Origin of the sequence: Thermococcus profundus, from assembly GCF_002214585.1 — an archaeon.
Lineage (GTDB): Archaea > Methanobacteriota_B > Thermococci > Thermococcales > Thermococcaceae > Thermococcus > Thermococcus profundus.
In genome coordinates, this window is record NZ_CP014862.1 from 1027779 (window position 1) to 1042839 (window position 15061).

Annotated in this window: 13 protein-coding genes; 6 read left to right on the plus strand and 7 right to left on the minus strand. The window is 53.3% G+C overall.

Annotation, left to right across the window (positions count from 1 at the left end; translation table 11 throughout):
* Positions 1–12 precede the first annotated feature (12 nt).
* Together pfkC and A3L09_RS05610 are read left to right on the plus strand one after the other, a co-directional pair.
* Complete coding sequence (gene pfkC, locus A3L09_RS05605; protein WP_088858015.1) at positions 13–1398, plus strand: ADP-specific phosphofructokinase; 1386 nt, start codon at positions 13–15, stop codon at positions 1396–1398.
* Between the two features lie 122 nt (positions 1399–1520).
* Positions 1521–2822: an ATP-binding protein gene (locus tag A3L09_RS05610; protein ID WP_088858016.1), complete on the plus strand. Its 1302-nt coding sequence runs from the start codon at positions 1521–1523 to the stop codon at positions 2820–2822.
* On the opposite strand, the gene A3L09_RS05615 is transcribed toward A3L09_RS05610, so the two are convergent.
* From A3L09_RS05615 to A3L09_RS05625, 3 genes are all read right to left on the minus strand, one after another.
* Positions 2752–3810, minus strand: a complete 1059-nt coding sequence (locus A3L09_RS05615; protein WP_088858017.1) for a DUF3226 domain-containing protein — start codon at positions 3808–3810, stop codon at positions 2752–2754. The genes A3L09_RS05610 and A3L09_RS05615 overlap by 71 nt on opposite strands.
* Entirely contained in the window at positions 3811–4344 is a 534-nt protein-coding gene (locus tag A3L09_RS05620; protein ID WP_394335191.1) for a DUF2391 family protein, read from the minus strand.
* Positions 4345–4426: 82 nt separating this feature from the next.
* Complete coding sequence (locus A3L09_RS05625) at positions 4427–6655, minus strand: methyl-accepting chemotaxis protein (RefSeq protein ID WP_198362251.1); 2229 nt, start codon at positions 6653–6655, stop codon at positions 4427–4429.
* A 239-nt stretch (positions 6656–6894) separates the two neighbouring features.
* Between A3L09_RS05625 and A3L09_RS05630 the strand changes: the two genes are divergently transcribed.
* The 3 genes from A3L09_RS05630 to A3L09_RS05640 all read left to right on the plus strand — a co-directional run bounded on the left by A3L09_RS05630 (position 6895) and on the right by A3L09_RS05640 (position 10191).
* Positions 6895–9117: a DHH family phosphoesterase gene (locus A3L09_RS05630; protein ID WP_088858020.1), complete on the plus strand. Its 2223-nt coding sequence runs from the start codon at positions 6895–6897 to the stop codon at positions 9115–9117.
* Between the two features lie 76 nt (positions 9118–9193).
* Positions 9194–9448 carry a hypothetical protein gene (locus A3L09_RS05635; RefSeq protein ID WP_088858021.1) on the plus strand — a complete coding sequence of 85 codons (255 nt, stop codon included), beginning with the start codon at positions 9194–9196 and terminating at the stop codon, positions 9446–9448.
* A 41-nt stretch (positions 9449–9489) separates the two neighbouring features.
* Positions 9490–10191 carry an HAD family hydrolase gene (locus tag A3L09_RS05640; protein WP_088858022.1) on the plus strand — a complete coding sequence of 234 codons (702 nt, stop codon included), beginning with the start codon at positions 9490–9492 and terminating at the stop codon, positions 10189–10191.
* Positions 10192–10248: 57 nt separating this feature from the next.
* On the opposite strand, the gene A3L09_RS05645 is transcribed toward A3L09_RS05640, so the two are convergent.
* The 4 genes from A3L09_RS05645 to A3L09_RS05660 all read right to left on the minus strand — a co-directional run bounded on the left by A3L09_RS05645 (position 10249) and on the right by A3L09_RS05660 (position 13622).
* Positions 10249–10641: a type II toxin-antitoxin system VapC family toxin gene (locus A3L09_RS05645; RefSeq protein WP_088859001.1), complete on the minus strand. Its 393-nt coding sequence runs from the start codon at positions 10639–10641 to the stop codon at positions 10249–10251.
* The gene (gene vapB, locus A3L09_RS05650; RefSeq protein WP_088858023.1) at positions 10628–10852 is read right to left on the minus strand and encodes a type II toxin-antitoxin system VapB family antitoxin; all 225 of its coding nucleotides are present in this window, start codon (positions 10850–10852) and stop codon (positions 10628–10630) included. Before vapB ends, A3L09_RS05645 begins: the two co-directional genes overlap by 14 nt.
* 158 nt (positions 10853–11010) lie before the next feature.
* Positions 11011–13338: a DNA polymerase gene (locus A3L09_RS05655; RefSeq protein WP_088858024.1), complete on the minus strand. Its 2328-nt coding sequence runs from the start codon at positions 13336–13338 to the stop codon at positions 11011–11013.
* The gene (locus A3L09_RS05660; protein ID WP_088858025.1) at positions 13335–13622 is read right to left on the minus strand and encodes a hypothetical protein; all 288 of its coding nucleotides are present in this window, start codon (positions 13620–13622) and stop codon (positions 13335–13337) included. The genes A3L09_RS05655 and A3L09_RS05660 overlap by 4 nt, the downstream gene beginning before the upstream one ends.
* Before the next feature lie 79 nt (positions 13623–13701).
* On the opposite strand from A3L09_RS05660, the gene A3L09_RS05665 reads away from it, so the two are divergent.
* Entirely contained in the window at positions 13702–15057 is a 1356-nt protein-coding gene (locus A3L09_RS05665; protein ID WP_088858026.1) for an RsmB/NOP family class I SAM-dependent RNA methyltransferase, read from the plus strand.
* Positions 15058–15061 lie beyond the last annotated feature (4 nt).

The window sequence follows — 15061 nt, forward strand, 5'->3', positions numbered from 1 at the left end:
AGGGTGATACATATGGTCACGGGGATCCTTGAGAAGGCCAGGGAGCTTTCGGTGTTCACAGCGTACAACACGAACGTTGATGCGATCGTTTATCTCAACGGTGAGATCGTCCAGAGGCTCATAGACGAGTTCGGTGCGGAAGCTGTAAGGCGGAGGATTGAAGAGTACCCAAGGCAGATAAACGAGCCCCTTGATTTCGTGGCCAGGCTTGTTCACGCCCTCAAGACAGGGAAGCCGATGGCAGTTCCTCTCGTTAATGAGGAGCTCCACTCCTGGTTCGATTCTCACTTCACCTACGATGTTGAGAGGATGGGCGGTCAGGCTGGGATAATAGCGAACCTCCTCGCCAACCTCGACTTCAGGAAGGTTATCGTCTACACCCCTCATCTGGCGAGAAAGCAGGCTATGATGTTCGTTCCAAAGAGAAACCTCTTCTATCCCCTCGTCGAGGATGGAAAACTCGTTCTCAAGCATCCCCACGAGGCCTACCGCGAGAACGACCCGATAAAGGTCAACAGGATTTTTGAGTTCCGCGCTGGAACGACCTTCAAGCTGGGGGAGGAAAGAATAACCGTCCCCTTCTCGGGCAGGTTCATAGTTTCCGCTCGCTTTGAGAGCATAAGGATCTACACTGAACCTGAGCTGAAGCCGTTTCTCCCAGAGATCGGACTGATGAGCGACGGAGCAATCCTATCGGGCTATCAAGGGATAAAGCTCCGCTACTCCGATGGCAAGGACGCGAACCACTACCTCCGCGAGGCCAAGAAGGACATCCTCCTCCTCAAGCGGGAGAAGGACCTGAAGGTTCACCTTGAGTTTGCCTCCATCCAGAACCGCGAGCTGAGAAAGAAGGTGATCTACAATCTCTTCCCGCTCGTCGACAGCGTTGGGATGGACGAGGCAGAGATAGCCTACGTCCTCAATGCCCTAGGCTACTCCAAACTCGCCGACAGGATATTCACCTACAACCGCATCGAGGACACGGTTCTCGGTGGAAAGATACTCATAGACGAGATGAACCTCGAGCTTCTCCAGATCCACACGATCTACTACATCATGTACATCGCCCATTCCGACAACCCACTGAGCGAGGAAGAGCTCAGGCAAAGCCTCGAACTGGCCACAACCCTGGCGGCGGCTAGGGCCTCCCTCGGGGAGGTAACCTCACCGGAGGACTTCAAAGTCGGCCTCAACGTCCCTTACAACGAGCGCGGCGAATACGTCAAGCTCCGCTTTGAGGAGGCAAAGAGAAGGTTGAGAACCAAGGAGTACAAGGTCGTCATAATCCCAACCCGGCTCGTGGAAAACCCCGTCTCAACCGTCGGCCTCGGTGACACTATCTCAGCAGGGGCCTTTACGAGCTATCTCGCAATGCTGAAGGAGAAGGGCGAGCTCTGAACTCTGCTTTCCTTTATCTTTGGGGCACTTCGATGCCTCGTGTCAGTTGGGAATGGGGAGGGAATTTTTGGAACTATATGATGTACCAAATGCTTATAAGGATTGGTACAGTATAATGTACCATGAATGCTGAGGAGATAAAGAGATACATTCGGCTGTTCCACGAGAGGGAACTTCCGAGAATTTTCAAGAGGGAGCTGAAGCCGCGTGTCTACCCCGGAAAGGCCACGGTGGTGATCGGACCGAGGCGCTCCGGAAAGACATACCTGCTCTATTCGCTCATTGGGGGGGAGAGGGAGAGGCATGTCTACTTAAACTTTGAGAACCCGCTCCTGTTTGGGATCGTTCCGAAGGATTTCCCGGCGGTAGTTGATGCATATTTTGACCTGTATCCAGAGAACATCGGCAAGGAGGTCTTTTTCTTCCTAGACGAGGTCCAGAACGTCCCGAACTGGGAGCTTGGAGTAAGGTATCTCCTGGACGAGGGGTTCAAAGTTGTCTTAACGGGTTCATCTTCGAAGCTCCTCTCAAGGGAAGTCGCGACGCAGCTCAGGGGGCGAGGCATTTCTTACACCCTCCTGCCACTTTCATTCAGGGAGTTCCTTGAGTTTAAGGGAGAAAAGGTGGAACAAAGGGACCTTTACGGACGGAAAGTGCATAGGCTCAAGAAACTCCTTGAGGAGTACCTCAAGTTTGGGGGATTCCCCGAGGTGGTGCTCTTCGATGATAAAGTCCGGATCCTCGAGGAGTATCTATCTGTGATGATAACCAAGGACATCGTGGAAAGACACGGGATAAGGAACTTTGGACTCATTGATGCCATCATAAAAGTGGTTCTTTCAAGTTATTCAAAGTACTCCTCCTACAGTTCAATACACCGGTACCTGAGGTCAGAGTTTGGAACCTCAAAGACCACTGTTTTGGAGTATCTAAAGGCCCTTGCGGATTCTTTCTTTTTCTTCTTCCTGCCTAAGTATAGCCCCTCTGAAAAGGAAGTTCAGCGAGCTCCTAAAAAGGTCTACCTGGTGGACACGGGACTTTCAATCTTCTCCAAAAAGGACGTCGCCAGGGACATGGAGAACGCAGTTTTCTTGGAGCTCCTGCGGAGAAAGCACTACTGGGAACCCGAATGGGAGCTCTACTACTACGGCGGTTCCGGGGAGAGGAAAGTGGATTTCCTTTTGGCAAAAGAAGGGAGACCAGTTGAACTCATACAGGTTACGTTTTCGCTCTCTGAGAGTCTTGAGAGGGAAGTAAGCGCCCTGATCAGTGCCGGAAAGGCTGTAGGATGCAGACGTCTCACCATCGTGACGTGGGATGAAGAGGAGATGATAGAGAAAGACGGCATGAGAATCAGCGTCGTCCCGCTCTGGAAGTTCCTGCTTTCCTCTCCCAGAAGGCCAGCCTCTCAAGCCCATCCATGAGACCGGCTTCCCTTAAAATCGCCTTCAGATTCCTGAAGCGGGAGCGCATCACGAAGAGCTCGTAAAATCCTTCGAGATTTCCCCAGTGGCCGTAGGCTGAGAGCGCTAGATACATGACCTCCTTCGGGGTGAGCTTCCTTCCGAGACTCTCGTTGAGGACACTGAGGGCAGGTTTTATCCTGCCAAGCAGTCCCTCCCGTTCTATGAGGTGGAGCATCAAGTCCTCTACTGTGGGCTTCTTCCATTCTATAAGCTCATCCTCGAAGGGCAGGCCGATGACGAGCGGGACGACCTCCGTCATCCCCACCTTGTATCCTGCTCTTCCTTTCTCGGCCCCAACCTGGGCCAGCTTCCCCTCTATCGCCTGGAGCGCTGATTCCCTGTCCTCGTCTATATCCACGGCGGCTCCTATCCTGTTAACCGAGAAGTTGAAGACTTCCATGGCACGGATGAAGTTTCCAAGGTTCCTGATAACCCCGGAGTTGCCCTCACTGGGTATCACAGCAACGTAGGTTTCGTCCGATGCCCTCTTGAGGAGGTCGAAGTTGTCCCTCTCGAATACACGCTCGATGAACATCAGGTTTTGAGGGACTTCTCTGCTCTCCTTGAGCTCGAAGAGCTTCTTGAAGACGGCTTTGAAAAATTTGGCGTCGGTCTTCCCTTCCACGAAGAGCACGCTGACCCTTGATTCCTCTCCAGAAAAGCCGCCCCTGACGTCGAAGTCGAGGTATTTCCTCAGCTCATAGACTTCCTTCAGCGTCAGCGCTTTCCCTGTATCAGAGTAGATGAGAACGTTCTCCTCCCCCTTCCGAAACTTTCCCGCCAAGAGGTCGATGAGCTCAAGGCTGGCGGTGACGATGGTTTCATCGCCCTTTAGTGCCCTTACAAACTCCAGCAGTTCCTCTCTGTTCTTTCCGTACTCAGGGAAGAGAAACGCGGAGTGGGCTTCGTCCAGGTTCTCGTACTTTCCTCCGGTTACTACCTTCATTCACTTCACCATATCGACTGTTATAGCGCCTATAACGGCGAATGTGCTGATTAACACAGTCGCGTTTAAGTACTGGACCGTGTTGAAGTGCGCGACTGAGTTTATCCCGTAGAGGTAAATCAGGAGAGCAGAGGCAGTGTAGGAAATCCCCGCGACTGTAAAGAGCCTTTTGGGGATGTGGAAGAGCTCCTCCTTTCGTATGTTACCTATTCGGGACTTAGTTAAAAAGAGGTACGCTATTCCCAGCGTCATTATGAATATCGTCAGCGAGCGCTCTATCGAGATGTCCTTCGCCACGTCCCACAGCTCTCCCGTGAAGAGGAACGGCAGGGCAAAGGTGACGGCGCCTATCAGCTCTTGGGTTACGTCGTCCCATCCCAGCTTATCTGGAATCTTCTCCCTTGTCATGCCCGATTTAAGCGATTCCACTTCGTCCACCAGCTCTTCAAGTAGCTTCTCAACCCTCTCATCCTTCTCCTGAATCCCGCGCTCAGGTTCGGGGCTCATCATCCCTTCAGTATTGGATTCACTCATCATCGCGGTATCTGATCGGATGGGGACGTTATAAACCTTGAGCCCCCATAGAATCGCTGGAAAGAAGGGGGAGGCAGAAAACTCAAAGCCTGAACTGGTCCACGCTCTCGCGGAGCTCGCTGGCTATTTTCCTGAGTTCGACGGCCTCAGCGTTTAAGAGCTCTATCTCTGCCCTCTGCTCCTGCATTGCGGAGTTGACCTCCTCGGCGCTTGCTGTCGTCTCCTCCGCACTGGCCGCGAGCTCTTCGAGGGCCTTCAGGGCTCTCTCAACTTCCCTGTGGGTGCTGAGGGTCTGCTCCCTTACCTCCGCAACCCTTTCACCGACTTCCCTTATCATCTCCGCTATGTGTCCGAGGTAGCTCAGGCTCTCGTTGAGGGTTTCCGTTGAGTCGGAGACGGTTTCGGCTCCCTTCATGGTTTCCTGTACTGCCCTCTCAACCTTTTTGTTCATTTCGTTGATTATCTCTCCGATCTTCTCCGCGGCCTCTTTGCTCTCCTCTGCCAGGGAGCGTATTTCCTGAGCGACGACGGCAAAGCCCCTGCCGGCGTCTCCAGCTCTAGCCGCTTCAATAGCCGCGTTCAAAGCGAGCAAGTTGGTCTGCTCGGATATGGTGCCTATGGCCTGGGTTATCTCCCCTATGCGCTTGCTCATCTCGCTTACCGCGTTGACGGCCTCCTCGATAAACTTCATAGAGCGCTCTATGCCTTCCACTTTGGATATTGCCTCATCCCCCCGAACTTTGCCTTCCGTGGCGGTCTTAACGACTTCCCTTATTGCCTCCTCGAACTCCTCCATAGTCCTGAGAGTGTTCATTGTGGTGTCCGAAACGACTCTCATGCCCTCGGTTATCTCGTTTATGCTTTCCTGCTGTCTCTGTGCTTCAACGCTGACCTGTCCGATGGCCTCACTCACCTGATTGCTTGACTCGGTGACGTTTCCAGCTATACTGGCCAGCCTGTCCGCCCTGCGGTCAAGCTCCATGCCAACCTCTTTAATGTTGCCGATCAGGGCCTTCATCTTTGAAGAGGTTTCTCTGAGGGCGTTTATAATGCTCTGGAGATCACCCTTAGCTTCTTCATTTATCGAATAGTCCAGCCTTCCCGCCGCTATGGCCTCCAGCTTGGATATAACTCCGTTGAGCGTTCCTATAACCTCGCGAGATATCTCCTCGAAGGCCGTGATGAGCTTCCCGATCTCATCGTCGCGGTGGGGGTAGTCTATTGCCCTGACTTCCTCCCGCGCCTTCTCCAGCTTGCCCTCGGCTATGTAGCCCGCGGCCGCGGTGAGCTTCTCCAGCGGGCGAAGGGCGCGCTTGAGGTACCTTACGCTGAGGAGAACAAGGCCCACCGCGAGGGCCGTGGCCATTGCCGTCCCGTAGAAAGTGTTCTTCGAGGCATCTTTCTTGGCTCCCTCCAGGGCGTTAACGAGTCCGCTTATAAGCTCGTTCTTTGGGGCCACGGCAACGACGGCCCAGCCCAGGGTCTTGGTCTTGGAGAAGGAGACCACCATGTCTTTGCCATTTAGGTTCATTTCAAAAACGCCGCTGTCTGAGGATCTGAGGGAGTTCTCAAGGGAGGAGTACCTTTCGTCTTCAAACACGTTGAGCTTTCCAACGAGGTTTTCGTCGGGATGGAGAACAACGGATCCGTTGGGGGCAACGGCGAAGAGATAGCCGGTTTTTCCAACTCTGGTCTTCAGCATCTCCTCCGAGATGCTTGAAAAATCAACGTCTATACCGAGAACCCCCTTTATTTTCCCCTTATATTCAACGGGCGTGACGTAGGTAATGACCACTTTTCCGGTTACTTCATCCCTGTACGGGCCCACCCACGTGGCGCCGTTTGAGATGGCATCCTTGTAGAGTGGAGAGTTCGTGGCGTTGTACCCATCTGGGAGCTCAGCGGGGGGATATATGAAGACCCTTCCAAGACTGTCGAGGTAGTAGGCGTTTATTATGGCCTCATCGGACTCCTTTAGCTCCTTCATCTTTGAGATCACAGTGCTCTTGAAAACGCTCCCCTGAGAATACATGGGGTTGAACTCCTCATTAACGTAGAGCGATCCGACGGAGTCGGCGTAGGCATTTCCCAGAAGGCTGAGGGGTCTCAACTTCTCGTCTATCGCTAAAGCATACTTCTCACTTTCGAGCAGGGCCAACTGCTTGGCGTGGTCTGTCAGGGTTGGACTAACCTCCCTCTCTATCTCGTGCCCCATCGTGTTGACGGTCCTGAATTGGGCAATTGCCATTATCAAGATTATCAGCAGGACGGTGCCGAGAAGTGCAGTGTAGAGCTTCTGTCTGAATTTCACGAACATCCCCTCCTGGATAATATCCACAATTTACGTGAGTTCCTTGGAGGTTCTACCACAATAACCTTCGCCCCTTGGGATCTTTTAAGTTCTTTGTGTAGAACCATGTGTAGGTTCGAACTACGAACGTAATTTCCGTTCGTGACTTTGTATCAACCGTAAAGACGACACCCCGAGCTGGAGGGGAAGCCCGACTAACGTTTTTAAACAGAGGTGTGAACCTACCGCGGGTGAGAGAGATGGTAGTAAAAGAGTGTCCCGAGTGCCACGGTACTGGAAAAGTCAAGGTCGGCGAGAAGGAATGCCCGGTGTGCAATGGGTGGGGCTACGTTCCAGCTGACTTCAAGATCGGGGACAAGCTGAAAGGTTACAGAAACCTGGATTACCTCGGCGTTGAAGATGAAGTTGACGAGGTTCCCTGTCCTGAATGCCACGGTAAGGGGACGGTTCCGGTCTACGACACCTGCCCCACATGCGGCGGGACTGGCAGGGTTCTGGCCTGCGACATCTGCGGGAAAATCAAGGGGCCCTGGGAGCCCGGCATGGAGACGACGTGGGTCTGTCCTGACTGCCTCAGGAAGTACAAGGTGGTTTACATTCTCGACAAAACGTGCGATTATGAAGATGTTGAGGTTGGCAACGTTTACAGAGGGACCATAGACCGCGTCGAGCGCTTTGGAGTGTTTGTAAAGCTCAACCCACATGTCACGGGCCTCATCAAGCGGAAAGACCTTCTCGGCGGCAGGGAGTACAAGCCCGGAGAGGAGATACTCGTTCAGGTTCTCGACGTCAGACCCGACAAGCGCGAGGTCGACCTCGTTGAATCCGCCCTCAGAAACTACAAGACCGTCGTCGTGAGGAAGGAGATACCCGTTACCCCGATAGGGGAGCTCACCAAGGACATGGCGGGTGAAACCGTCCGGCTCCAGGGAAGGGTTACACAGATACAGGTCACCGGTGGGCCGACTGTTTTCACCATAACCGACGGAACCGGGATAACATGGGTTGCCGCCTTTGAGGCCCCGGGGGTTAGGGCCTATCCGAACATCAACGTCGGCGACATCGTGGAGGTAATCGGTAAGGTGGCCTTCCACGCGGGGGAGATCCAGATCGAAGCGAGCGACATGGCGAGGCTCTGGGGCCCGGATGCGGCGAGAGTGAAGCAGCAGATAGAGGCCGAACTCGACAGGAGGGCACAGCCCGAGGACGTTGGCTTCTTGGTGGAGAGCGAGGTTCTTGAGAAGCTCAAGCCGAAGATAATGAAGGCGGCATTCATGATAAGGCGCGCTATCCTTGAAGGCAGGCCGATACTCCTCAGGCACCACGCAGACACGGACGGCTACACCTCCGGCCTCGCGTTGGAATACGCCATAGTCCCGCTCATCGAGAAGGTTTCGCCGGATCCTGGAGCACGGTGGAAGCTCTTCAAGAGGAGGCCGAGCAGGGCACCCTTCTACGAGCTTGAGGATGTCCTCAAGGACATAATCTTCATGGTCGAGGATCACGAAAAGTTCGGCGACCCGCTTCCGCTGGTGGTGATAGTGGACAACGGCGGAACCAGCGAGGACATCCCTGCCTATAAGCGCATAAGGGCTTACGGCGTCCCGATAGTGGTCATAGACCACCACGATCCAAGGGAGTGGGTGAGCGAGGACAAGGCCAAGGTGGACGATTACGTCGACGTTCACGTCAATCCGCACCACGTCAAGCGCGGCTACTACGAGCTAACCGCTGGAATGCTCGCTACCGAGGTTGCGAGGTTCATCAACCCCGAAGTTGAGAACAAGATAAAGCACCTCCCGGCAATAGCCGGAACCGGCGACAGGAGCAAGGCTCCGGAGTTCTACCAGTACCTTGAGATAGCGAAGAAAGCTAAAGGCCTCGACGAGGAGGATCTGAAGAAGATAGCCGAAGTTATCGACCACGAGGCCTACTTCTGGAAGTTCATGGACGGACATGGCATAATCGACGAGATACTCCTCCTCACTGGCAACCTGCAGAGGCACCGCGAGCTCATCAACGCGGTCTATCCAGAGGTCAAGGAGAAGCAGGAGAAGGCTCTGAGGGCTTCCCTGCCGCACGTCAAGAGCGTCGTCCTGCCGAACGGCATAAGGTTCAACACGATAGACATAGAGCTCTTTGCTCCGAAGTTTAGCTATCCATCCCCGGGCAAGCTCTCGGGATTAATCCACGACCACTTTAAGGAGAAGTACGGCGAGGACGCTCCGATACTTACCCTCGCCTACGGACCCGACTTCGCGGTGGTTAGGGCAGCGGACGGAATGGCAGCTTATAACTTCGACCTCAACGAGATAATCCCTAAGCTCCAGGAGGCCCTGCCGAGCGCGGGCGTCGAGGGCGGCGGCCACAGCTACGCGGGTTCTATAAAGTTCTTCGAGGGTATGAGGAAAGAAGTTCTTGAGGAGTTCGCGAAGCAAGTAGTGAAGCTGAAGAAGGTTTGAGATTTCATCTTTCTTCTGCCAACCTTTTTAACCCCCTGCGAGAAGGTACTTCGAAGAAAGATATGGAGGAATGTTGATGAAAATCGTTCTGGAAGTCACCTTTAAAATGGGGGGCGTTTCTTACCGCGGCTACAGATGGGAGGAGGATGCCCTCGTCTTTGAGTTCGAGAGGCTTGGAGATGCTTTCATTCAGGTTCTCAGCACTAGGAAGGTCGATGCAGAGGTAGAAAAGCCACCCGCGAAAGTCCTCGTCGAGCTCAAGACCAAGGAGGGCGGAAAGGTCTTCGAGGCATTCGAGAGGGAAGGGATCTACATAGCCTCTGAACCGTGAATTTTTATATTCCTTATTCTCACTATTCCCTGGTGGTTCTCATGAAGCTGGCCTCATTCGACGTCTGGAACACGCTCCTCGACATAAACGTCATGCTCGACGCGATGGCGGTTGAGCTCTCCAAGCTGATGGGAGCCTGCATAGTGGACGTCGTGGAGGGCATGATGCTCACCAGAGAGAGAATAAAGCGGATGAGGGCCGAAACTGCCGGCGACCCTGCCAGGGCTCTGGAGGAGAGCCAGGAGCTTTTGGCGGAGCTCCTTGGAATCGACGTTGAGCTCGTCAAGAGGGCCGCGGCAAGGGCGGTTATGAAGGTCGGGGACGAGATAGTGCTCCCGGGAGCGAAGGAAGCTCTTAAGGGAGTTAAAAAGAAAGACCTCAATGTAACTGTCACAGGGAACGTGATGTTCTGGCCCGGCTCGTACACGCGCCTCCTTCTCGAACGCTTTGGGCTGATGGACTACATAGACAGGACCTTCTTTGCCGACGAGGTTCTGGCGTATAAGCCTATGAAAGAGATGTTCGAGAAACCGCTCGAGGTTTTCGGTGTGAGGCCGGAGGAAGCAGTTCACATCGGCGACACGAAGGAGGAGGACTTCGAGGGAGCTCTAAGGGCAGGAATGTGGGCCGTCTGGATCAACCCGGAAGCAGGGGGAGTTAGAAGAATCCACGAGCGGGGCTTTGAGGTGCCATCAGTTGAGGGGATTCTTGATGTGATGGGGGAGATTGAGGGGAATGGTTAGATATTCGAATCTGTAAATTTACGGACAAAAAAAGTGAACTTGAAGTCCTGATGAGGCCTACCTCGCCAGCTTCGCCTTTACGTAATTCCGAGCTGCATAGTACTGTTTCTCATCAGCAGTGTGGAGTTCTGCATTGAGGGCCTCAGCCAGGGCTATGTAGAGGGCATCGTAAATCGTGATGCCCTCCTTAAGGGCTATCTCAAGGCCCCGCTCGAAGAAGTTCTCAGCCCGGAACAGGAGCATCCCCTCCCCTAGGAGCCTCAGAACCGTTACAAGGCTTTTGGCGTTCTCCTCCGTTATTCTGTTCCTTCTGACGGCCTTCCAGATGGCGTTCATTCCTTCGACGAGCGCGTAGTCCAAGGTTGCCGTGTCCGTCCCAAGACCTATTTCCTCCCAGCCGGGTTCTTTGAGGAGGACTTTGATGAGAACGGATGCATCAGCGACTATCACGGTCATCCCTCACGGATTTTGCCCCAAAGCCCTTTTCAACCGAGACGGGAGTGCGCTTCAGTATTTCCATCGCCTCATCTATCTTTTTCCTCCGCTCCTCTTCGTCTATTCTTTTTCGTATGAACTCCCTTATCTCCTTACTCCAGTTTATGTTAAGCTCCCGCATCTTGAGCTTCAACTCGTCGGGAACCCTAACGGTTATGACCGCCATGTGATACACCTCGAAATACATTTTGTATTGCGAGGATAAAAGGGTTTTGGCCACTCAACGAATCCTTGAAATACTCCAGAGTAGCAAAGACCGGGAGAGAAATTAAAATCAAACGGAAAGGAAAACACCAGTACTGGGTTCACTTGAAGACTTGAATTTCACCCCTTCCCCTTCGGCTTTAACCAAGCCCCAAGCCCAACCTGCCTCGTCTTCTGGTAGCGTAAATCCTCAGCCCGGTAGCCAAAGGCCTTCAGAATCCTCTCCACCGCAGGGAGAACCTGGTTTTCGATGTAGTAATCGGCGTCGTACTTGTGTTTCGTCGGGTCGAACTCGTCGAAGGGAATCGCCCTGTCGCCTATCCTTCCAGAGCCCTTGAGCACGATGTAGCTGATGACCGTCCCTGGCCGGATTTTAATTCCCTTCGCTGCCAACCTCTTCGCTATGGCCACGTGCGGGCCGGTGGCCTTGTAGTCCTTTAGATCCCTCGTTATCTGCTCGTGGATAACGAGCTTCTCCGGAGGAACCTCGTACTTGCTAAGCTTTTCGGTAACTTCTTTAACAATGCTCACGGCCTCCTCAACGTTACCGTCCTTCAGAAGGGCCTCCAAAACTCTCGCCTGCGTCTCCTTGGCTATCTCGCTCCAGTCACGCCTCACGATTTCAAGTCCACGCGTCGTTATCTTGCCTTCCTCGTCTATTAAAGCGTACTTCTTCTTGGTGACGAAGAAACCGCGCTTGTAGAAGCCTTCGTACTCAAGCTCAAGAGCTCCAGGGAGTTTGGAGTTGATATCCTTAAGAAATTCCATCGCCTTCTTTTTGACAGTTTCGGCGTCAGCCCCGGGGATTGTGGAAAAGAAGCCATCAGTATCCGCATATAGGACTTTAAATCCGTATTTTTCCTCTATTTCTCCAATGGTCATCGTTATGTACTCCCTTCCCCAGGCAGTGACGCTCTCGGCACACTCCTTGCAGTACCAGCGAGCTCTTGCATAGCCATAGTAACCGTAAAAGCTGTTTGCCAGGATTTTAATCGCCCGCTGCCTGTAATCGAGGAGCTTCTTCTCGATTGGGTCAATTGTCACCTTCATCTTCCTCTTTATCTTTTGTCTCTCCTCGAGCAGGTCTCCGAGGAGGCTTGGGATAAAACCTGGAAAGTCCTTGCAGAAGCGATGACCAACCTGAGGAGCGGTGTCATACTCCCTGCAACCCTCGCGGTTTAGAGTGTCGGGTGAAACGTTGTGAGTGATTATGATAGAGGGATACAGTGAGCGGAAGTCCAAATAGACTATGTTCTCCCACAGGCCCCTCTCTGGTTCCTTGACGTAGCCGCCCGCGTATCCACCGCGCCTCTCATCGTACTCCCTTCCAGAGGGCTTGTTCGGGGCCAGCTCGTTCCGCTCGTAGGCCTTTCTCAGGAGGAACCACTCGACCAGATTGCCCGTACTTGAGCGCGCGACGTCCCAGAAGCTCTGGCCGACCAGCCGGGAAAGCTGTGCCTCCATCGGAAAGAACTCCTTTCCGAGCTCGTAGGTAACCTTCGCGTCCTCCATTGAGTAGCGAGCGACCCTCTCAAGTCCCTCGTTGGTTTCCCAGGCGGTAGCTATCTCCTCAGCGTAAACCTTCTCCTTCGGCTTTCCAAAGATGGCCTCGTAGACTGCCTCAAGCGTATAAGTGGGCAGGTTTATCGTTCTTCTTATCACGGGATAGAGGTCAAAGTGTATCCTCCCCTTCACCTCGACGGCGAAGCGGTCGCCCATTCTCTGGATTTTCGGCTCGCTCCCATCCCTTCCAAGGATGAAGTTCAGCCCGAGCTTTTCAGAGCGCTTCTTCAGGTAGGCGAAGTCAAAGTTGTCGCCGTTGTAGGTTATGAGCACGTCGGGGTCCTTCTCCTTCACAACGCGGAGGAAGCGCTTTATCATCTCCTTCTCGGTTGAGACGGCGTCAACGTAGGGGAGGTTGATCTTCTTCCAGGTTATAACCCTCGCCCCTTCCTCGTCGGCGTAGCTTATCATTAGAATGGGCCCCTCGGCGAACTCCTCGCCCTCGTGGTAGAGCGTCTCGATGTCGAAGGCGAGCATCTTAAGCTCCTCGTCACCTTCCATTGGGATTAAGCCCTTGTCGATGAGGTACCTCTTTGCGAAGGGTATGTCGTACTCGTAGATGTCGATGACAACTGGATGCTTCCTTATCTTATCCCTTATCGCCGGAACGTCCTGCGGGTGGGTGAAGTAGAGCTTCCAGACCTCAGCCGGCCTGCCGAGAAACTTCTTCTCCACTTTCTCGGCACGCTTGACCTTCACTACAGTCCCGTGTCTCTCGGCGGTTATCTTCTTGACTTCATCAATAGCAGAGTCGTCCTTCAGGAGGGCATAGATGTAGGGCTCAAAAGTCCGGTCGTAGTCAATCTTGAACTCGCCGTTTTCCTTCTTGAAAATCCGTATGACGGGCTTTCCATCCTCGGTGATATAGTCAGTATCGAGGATCATCTTCCATCACCGAAATGATAACCGCTAACTCCCAGCTCCTCCTTTACTTTTTTCAGTTCCTCAATCTCAAGTTCTGCCTCCTCTTCATCGAGAAGCGAATATTCAACGCCAAGTTTGTCGAGGAGGAATGCTAGCTCTTCCATCTTCATTCCGAGCAGTTGAGCGGCTTTCTCAAAGGTTACCTGGTGACTCACCAGGAGACCAACTACCTTGAGGAACCGCTCCTTTTCGTGATAGTCCTTGAAGAGGGGGAAGTTGAACACCATGCGGTCTATCTCCTCCATGCTCCCACCGCACTCAATACGAACTCTAACCTAATAAATTCACCGCCACCTTTTTAAGCCACCTTTCAGAGGAGCGAGCATGGAGCTGTTTTACCGAGTGAGCTTCCAGGAAGTGGTCGCCGATGCCTTAAGCCTCGTGGAAGAGCGTGAGCTGTCATCGAAGCACGCCTTGGAGAGGGTCTTCAGGAGGGTAGCAGGGAGAGACAGAGAGAAGGCTCGAGGCTTAGCCCATGCCTACGTCTTTGAGATCGAGAAGTGGAGGGCTAAAATAGACTTCATGATCAACTCCGTCCTCAAAGGCTCGAAGGTTGAAGACCTCGATCCTTACCTCGCCAACCTTCTCAGAATAGGAACTTTTGAGATACATTTCCGCAAAGTTCCCCCAGCTGTGGCTACGGACTCTATAGTCAGGGTTGTCAAGGAGAAGTTTGATTTTTCCAAAGCCAAGTTCGTCAACGCCTTGATGCACTCGATAGAAAAGTTCGACGTCGAGAAGGCTTTGAAGAGGCTAAAGGAGAGGGATAGGATAGAATGGCTCTCCGTCCGCTTCTCCCATCCTCGATGGTATGTGGAATACGTTATAGGCCTCTTCGGCTACGAAGAAGCGGTGAGGCTCCTCCTAAGCAACAACAGGCCGCAGAGGTACTACGTTAGGGCGAACACTCTAAAGACAGATGTTGATTCCCTCCGCGACTACCTTGAGGAGAAGGGGGTTAGAACTGCATTAACCCCAGTTCCGGACGTTCTCAAAGTCCTCGAGTACAAAACGCCCGTTACGAGGCTGGACTGGTACAAAGAGGGTAAGTTCGTAATCCAGGATTTAGCGAGTGCCTACGTAGCCCACGTACTCTCTCCAGAGCCGGGGGAAAGGTTGCTCGATCTGGCCGCCGCCCCAGGCTCAAAGACCTTCCACGCCGCTGCGCTCATGGAGAACAAGGGCGAGATTATAGCGGTGGACTACTCCTACGACAGGCTTATGCGCATGAAGGAGAAGGCGAAAATTCTGGGTGTTAAGAACGTCCGCTTCGTCCACGCCGACGGCCAGAGCTTCAAGGACAAGGGGAAGTTCGACAAAATCATCCTCGATGCGCCCTGCTCAAGCTCCGGAACCTACCGTCAGTTCCCGGAGGTGAAGTGGCGCTTCGACGACGCCAAAATCAGGAAGATAATCAGCGTCCAGAGGAACATGCTCCGCAATGCTTACGAGAACCTCAAAGAAGGCGGAGAGATGACTTACTCAACCTGCTCTATCAGGATGGATGAGGACGAGGAGAACGTCCTCTTCGCGGTCAATAAGGTTGGGTTGGAGCTTCTGAACTACGACTTCAGCTGGGGCGATAGGGGCTTCCTCGAGATTGGGGAGAGAGTTTTCAGAGCGTGGACTCACAGGCATGACTGCAACAGCTTCTTCATTGCGAAGTTGAGAAAGGGTTAAATCT

Bases quoted from the DNA above. Each gene is read 5' to 3' on its own strand.
- A3L09_RS05660 (WP_088858025.1), bottom strand. From the start codon at position 13,622: ATGGAGGAGATAGACCGCATGGTGTTCAACTTCCCCCTCTTCAAGGAC.
- A3L09_RS05665 (WP_088858026.1), top strand. From the start codon at position 13,702: ATGGAGCTGTTTTACCGAGTGAGCTTCCAGGAAGTGGTCGCCGATGCC.
- pfkC (WP_088858015.1), top strand. From the start codon at position 13: ATGGTCACGGGGATCCTTGAGAAGGCCAGGGAGCTTTCGGTGTTCACA.
- A3L09_RS05655 (WP_088858024.1), bottom strand. From the start codon at position 13,338: ATGATCCTCGATACTGACTATATCACCGAGGATGGAAAGCCCGTCATA.
- A3L09_RS05610 (WP_088858016.1), top strand. From the start codon at position 1,521: ATGAATGCTGAGGAGATAAAGAGATACATTCGGCTGTTCCACGAGAGG.
- A3L09_RS05640 (WP_088858022.1), top strand. From the start codon at position 9,490: ATGAAGCTGGCCTCATTCGACGTCTGGAACACGCTCCTCGACATAAAC.
- A3L09_RS05620 (WP_394335191.1), bottom strand. From the start codon at position 4,344: ATGAGTGAATCCAATACTGAAGGGATGATGAGCCCCGAACCTGAGCGC.
- A3L09_RS05615 (WP_088858017.1), bottom strand. From the start codon at position 3,810: ATGAAGGTAGTAACCGGAGGAAAGTACGAGAACCTGGACGAAGCCCAC.
- vapB (WP_088858023.1), bottom strand. From the start codon at position 10,852: ATGGCGGTCATAACCGTTAGGGTTCCCGACGAGTTGAAGCTCAAGATG.
- A3L09_RS05630 (WP_088858020.1), top strand. From the start codon at position 6,895: ATGGTAGTAAAAGAGTGTCCCGAGTGCCACGGTACTGGAAAAGTCAAG.
- A3L09_RS05635 (WP_088858021.1), top strand. From the start codon at position 9,194: ATGAAAATCGTTCTGGAAGTCACCTTTAAAATGGGGGGCGTTTCTTAC.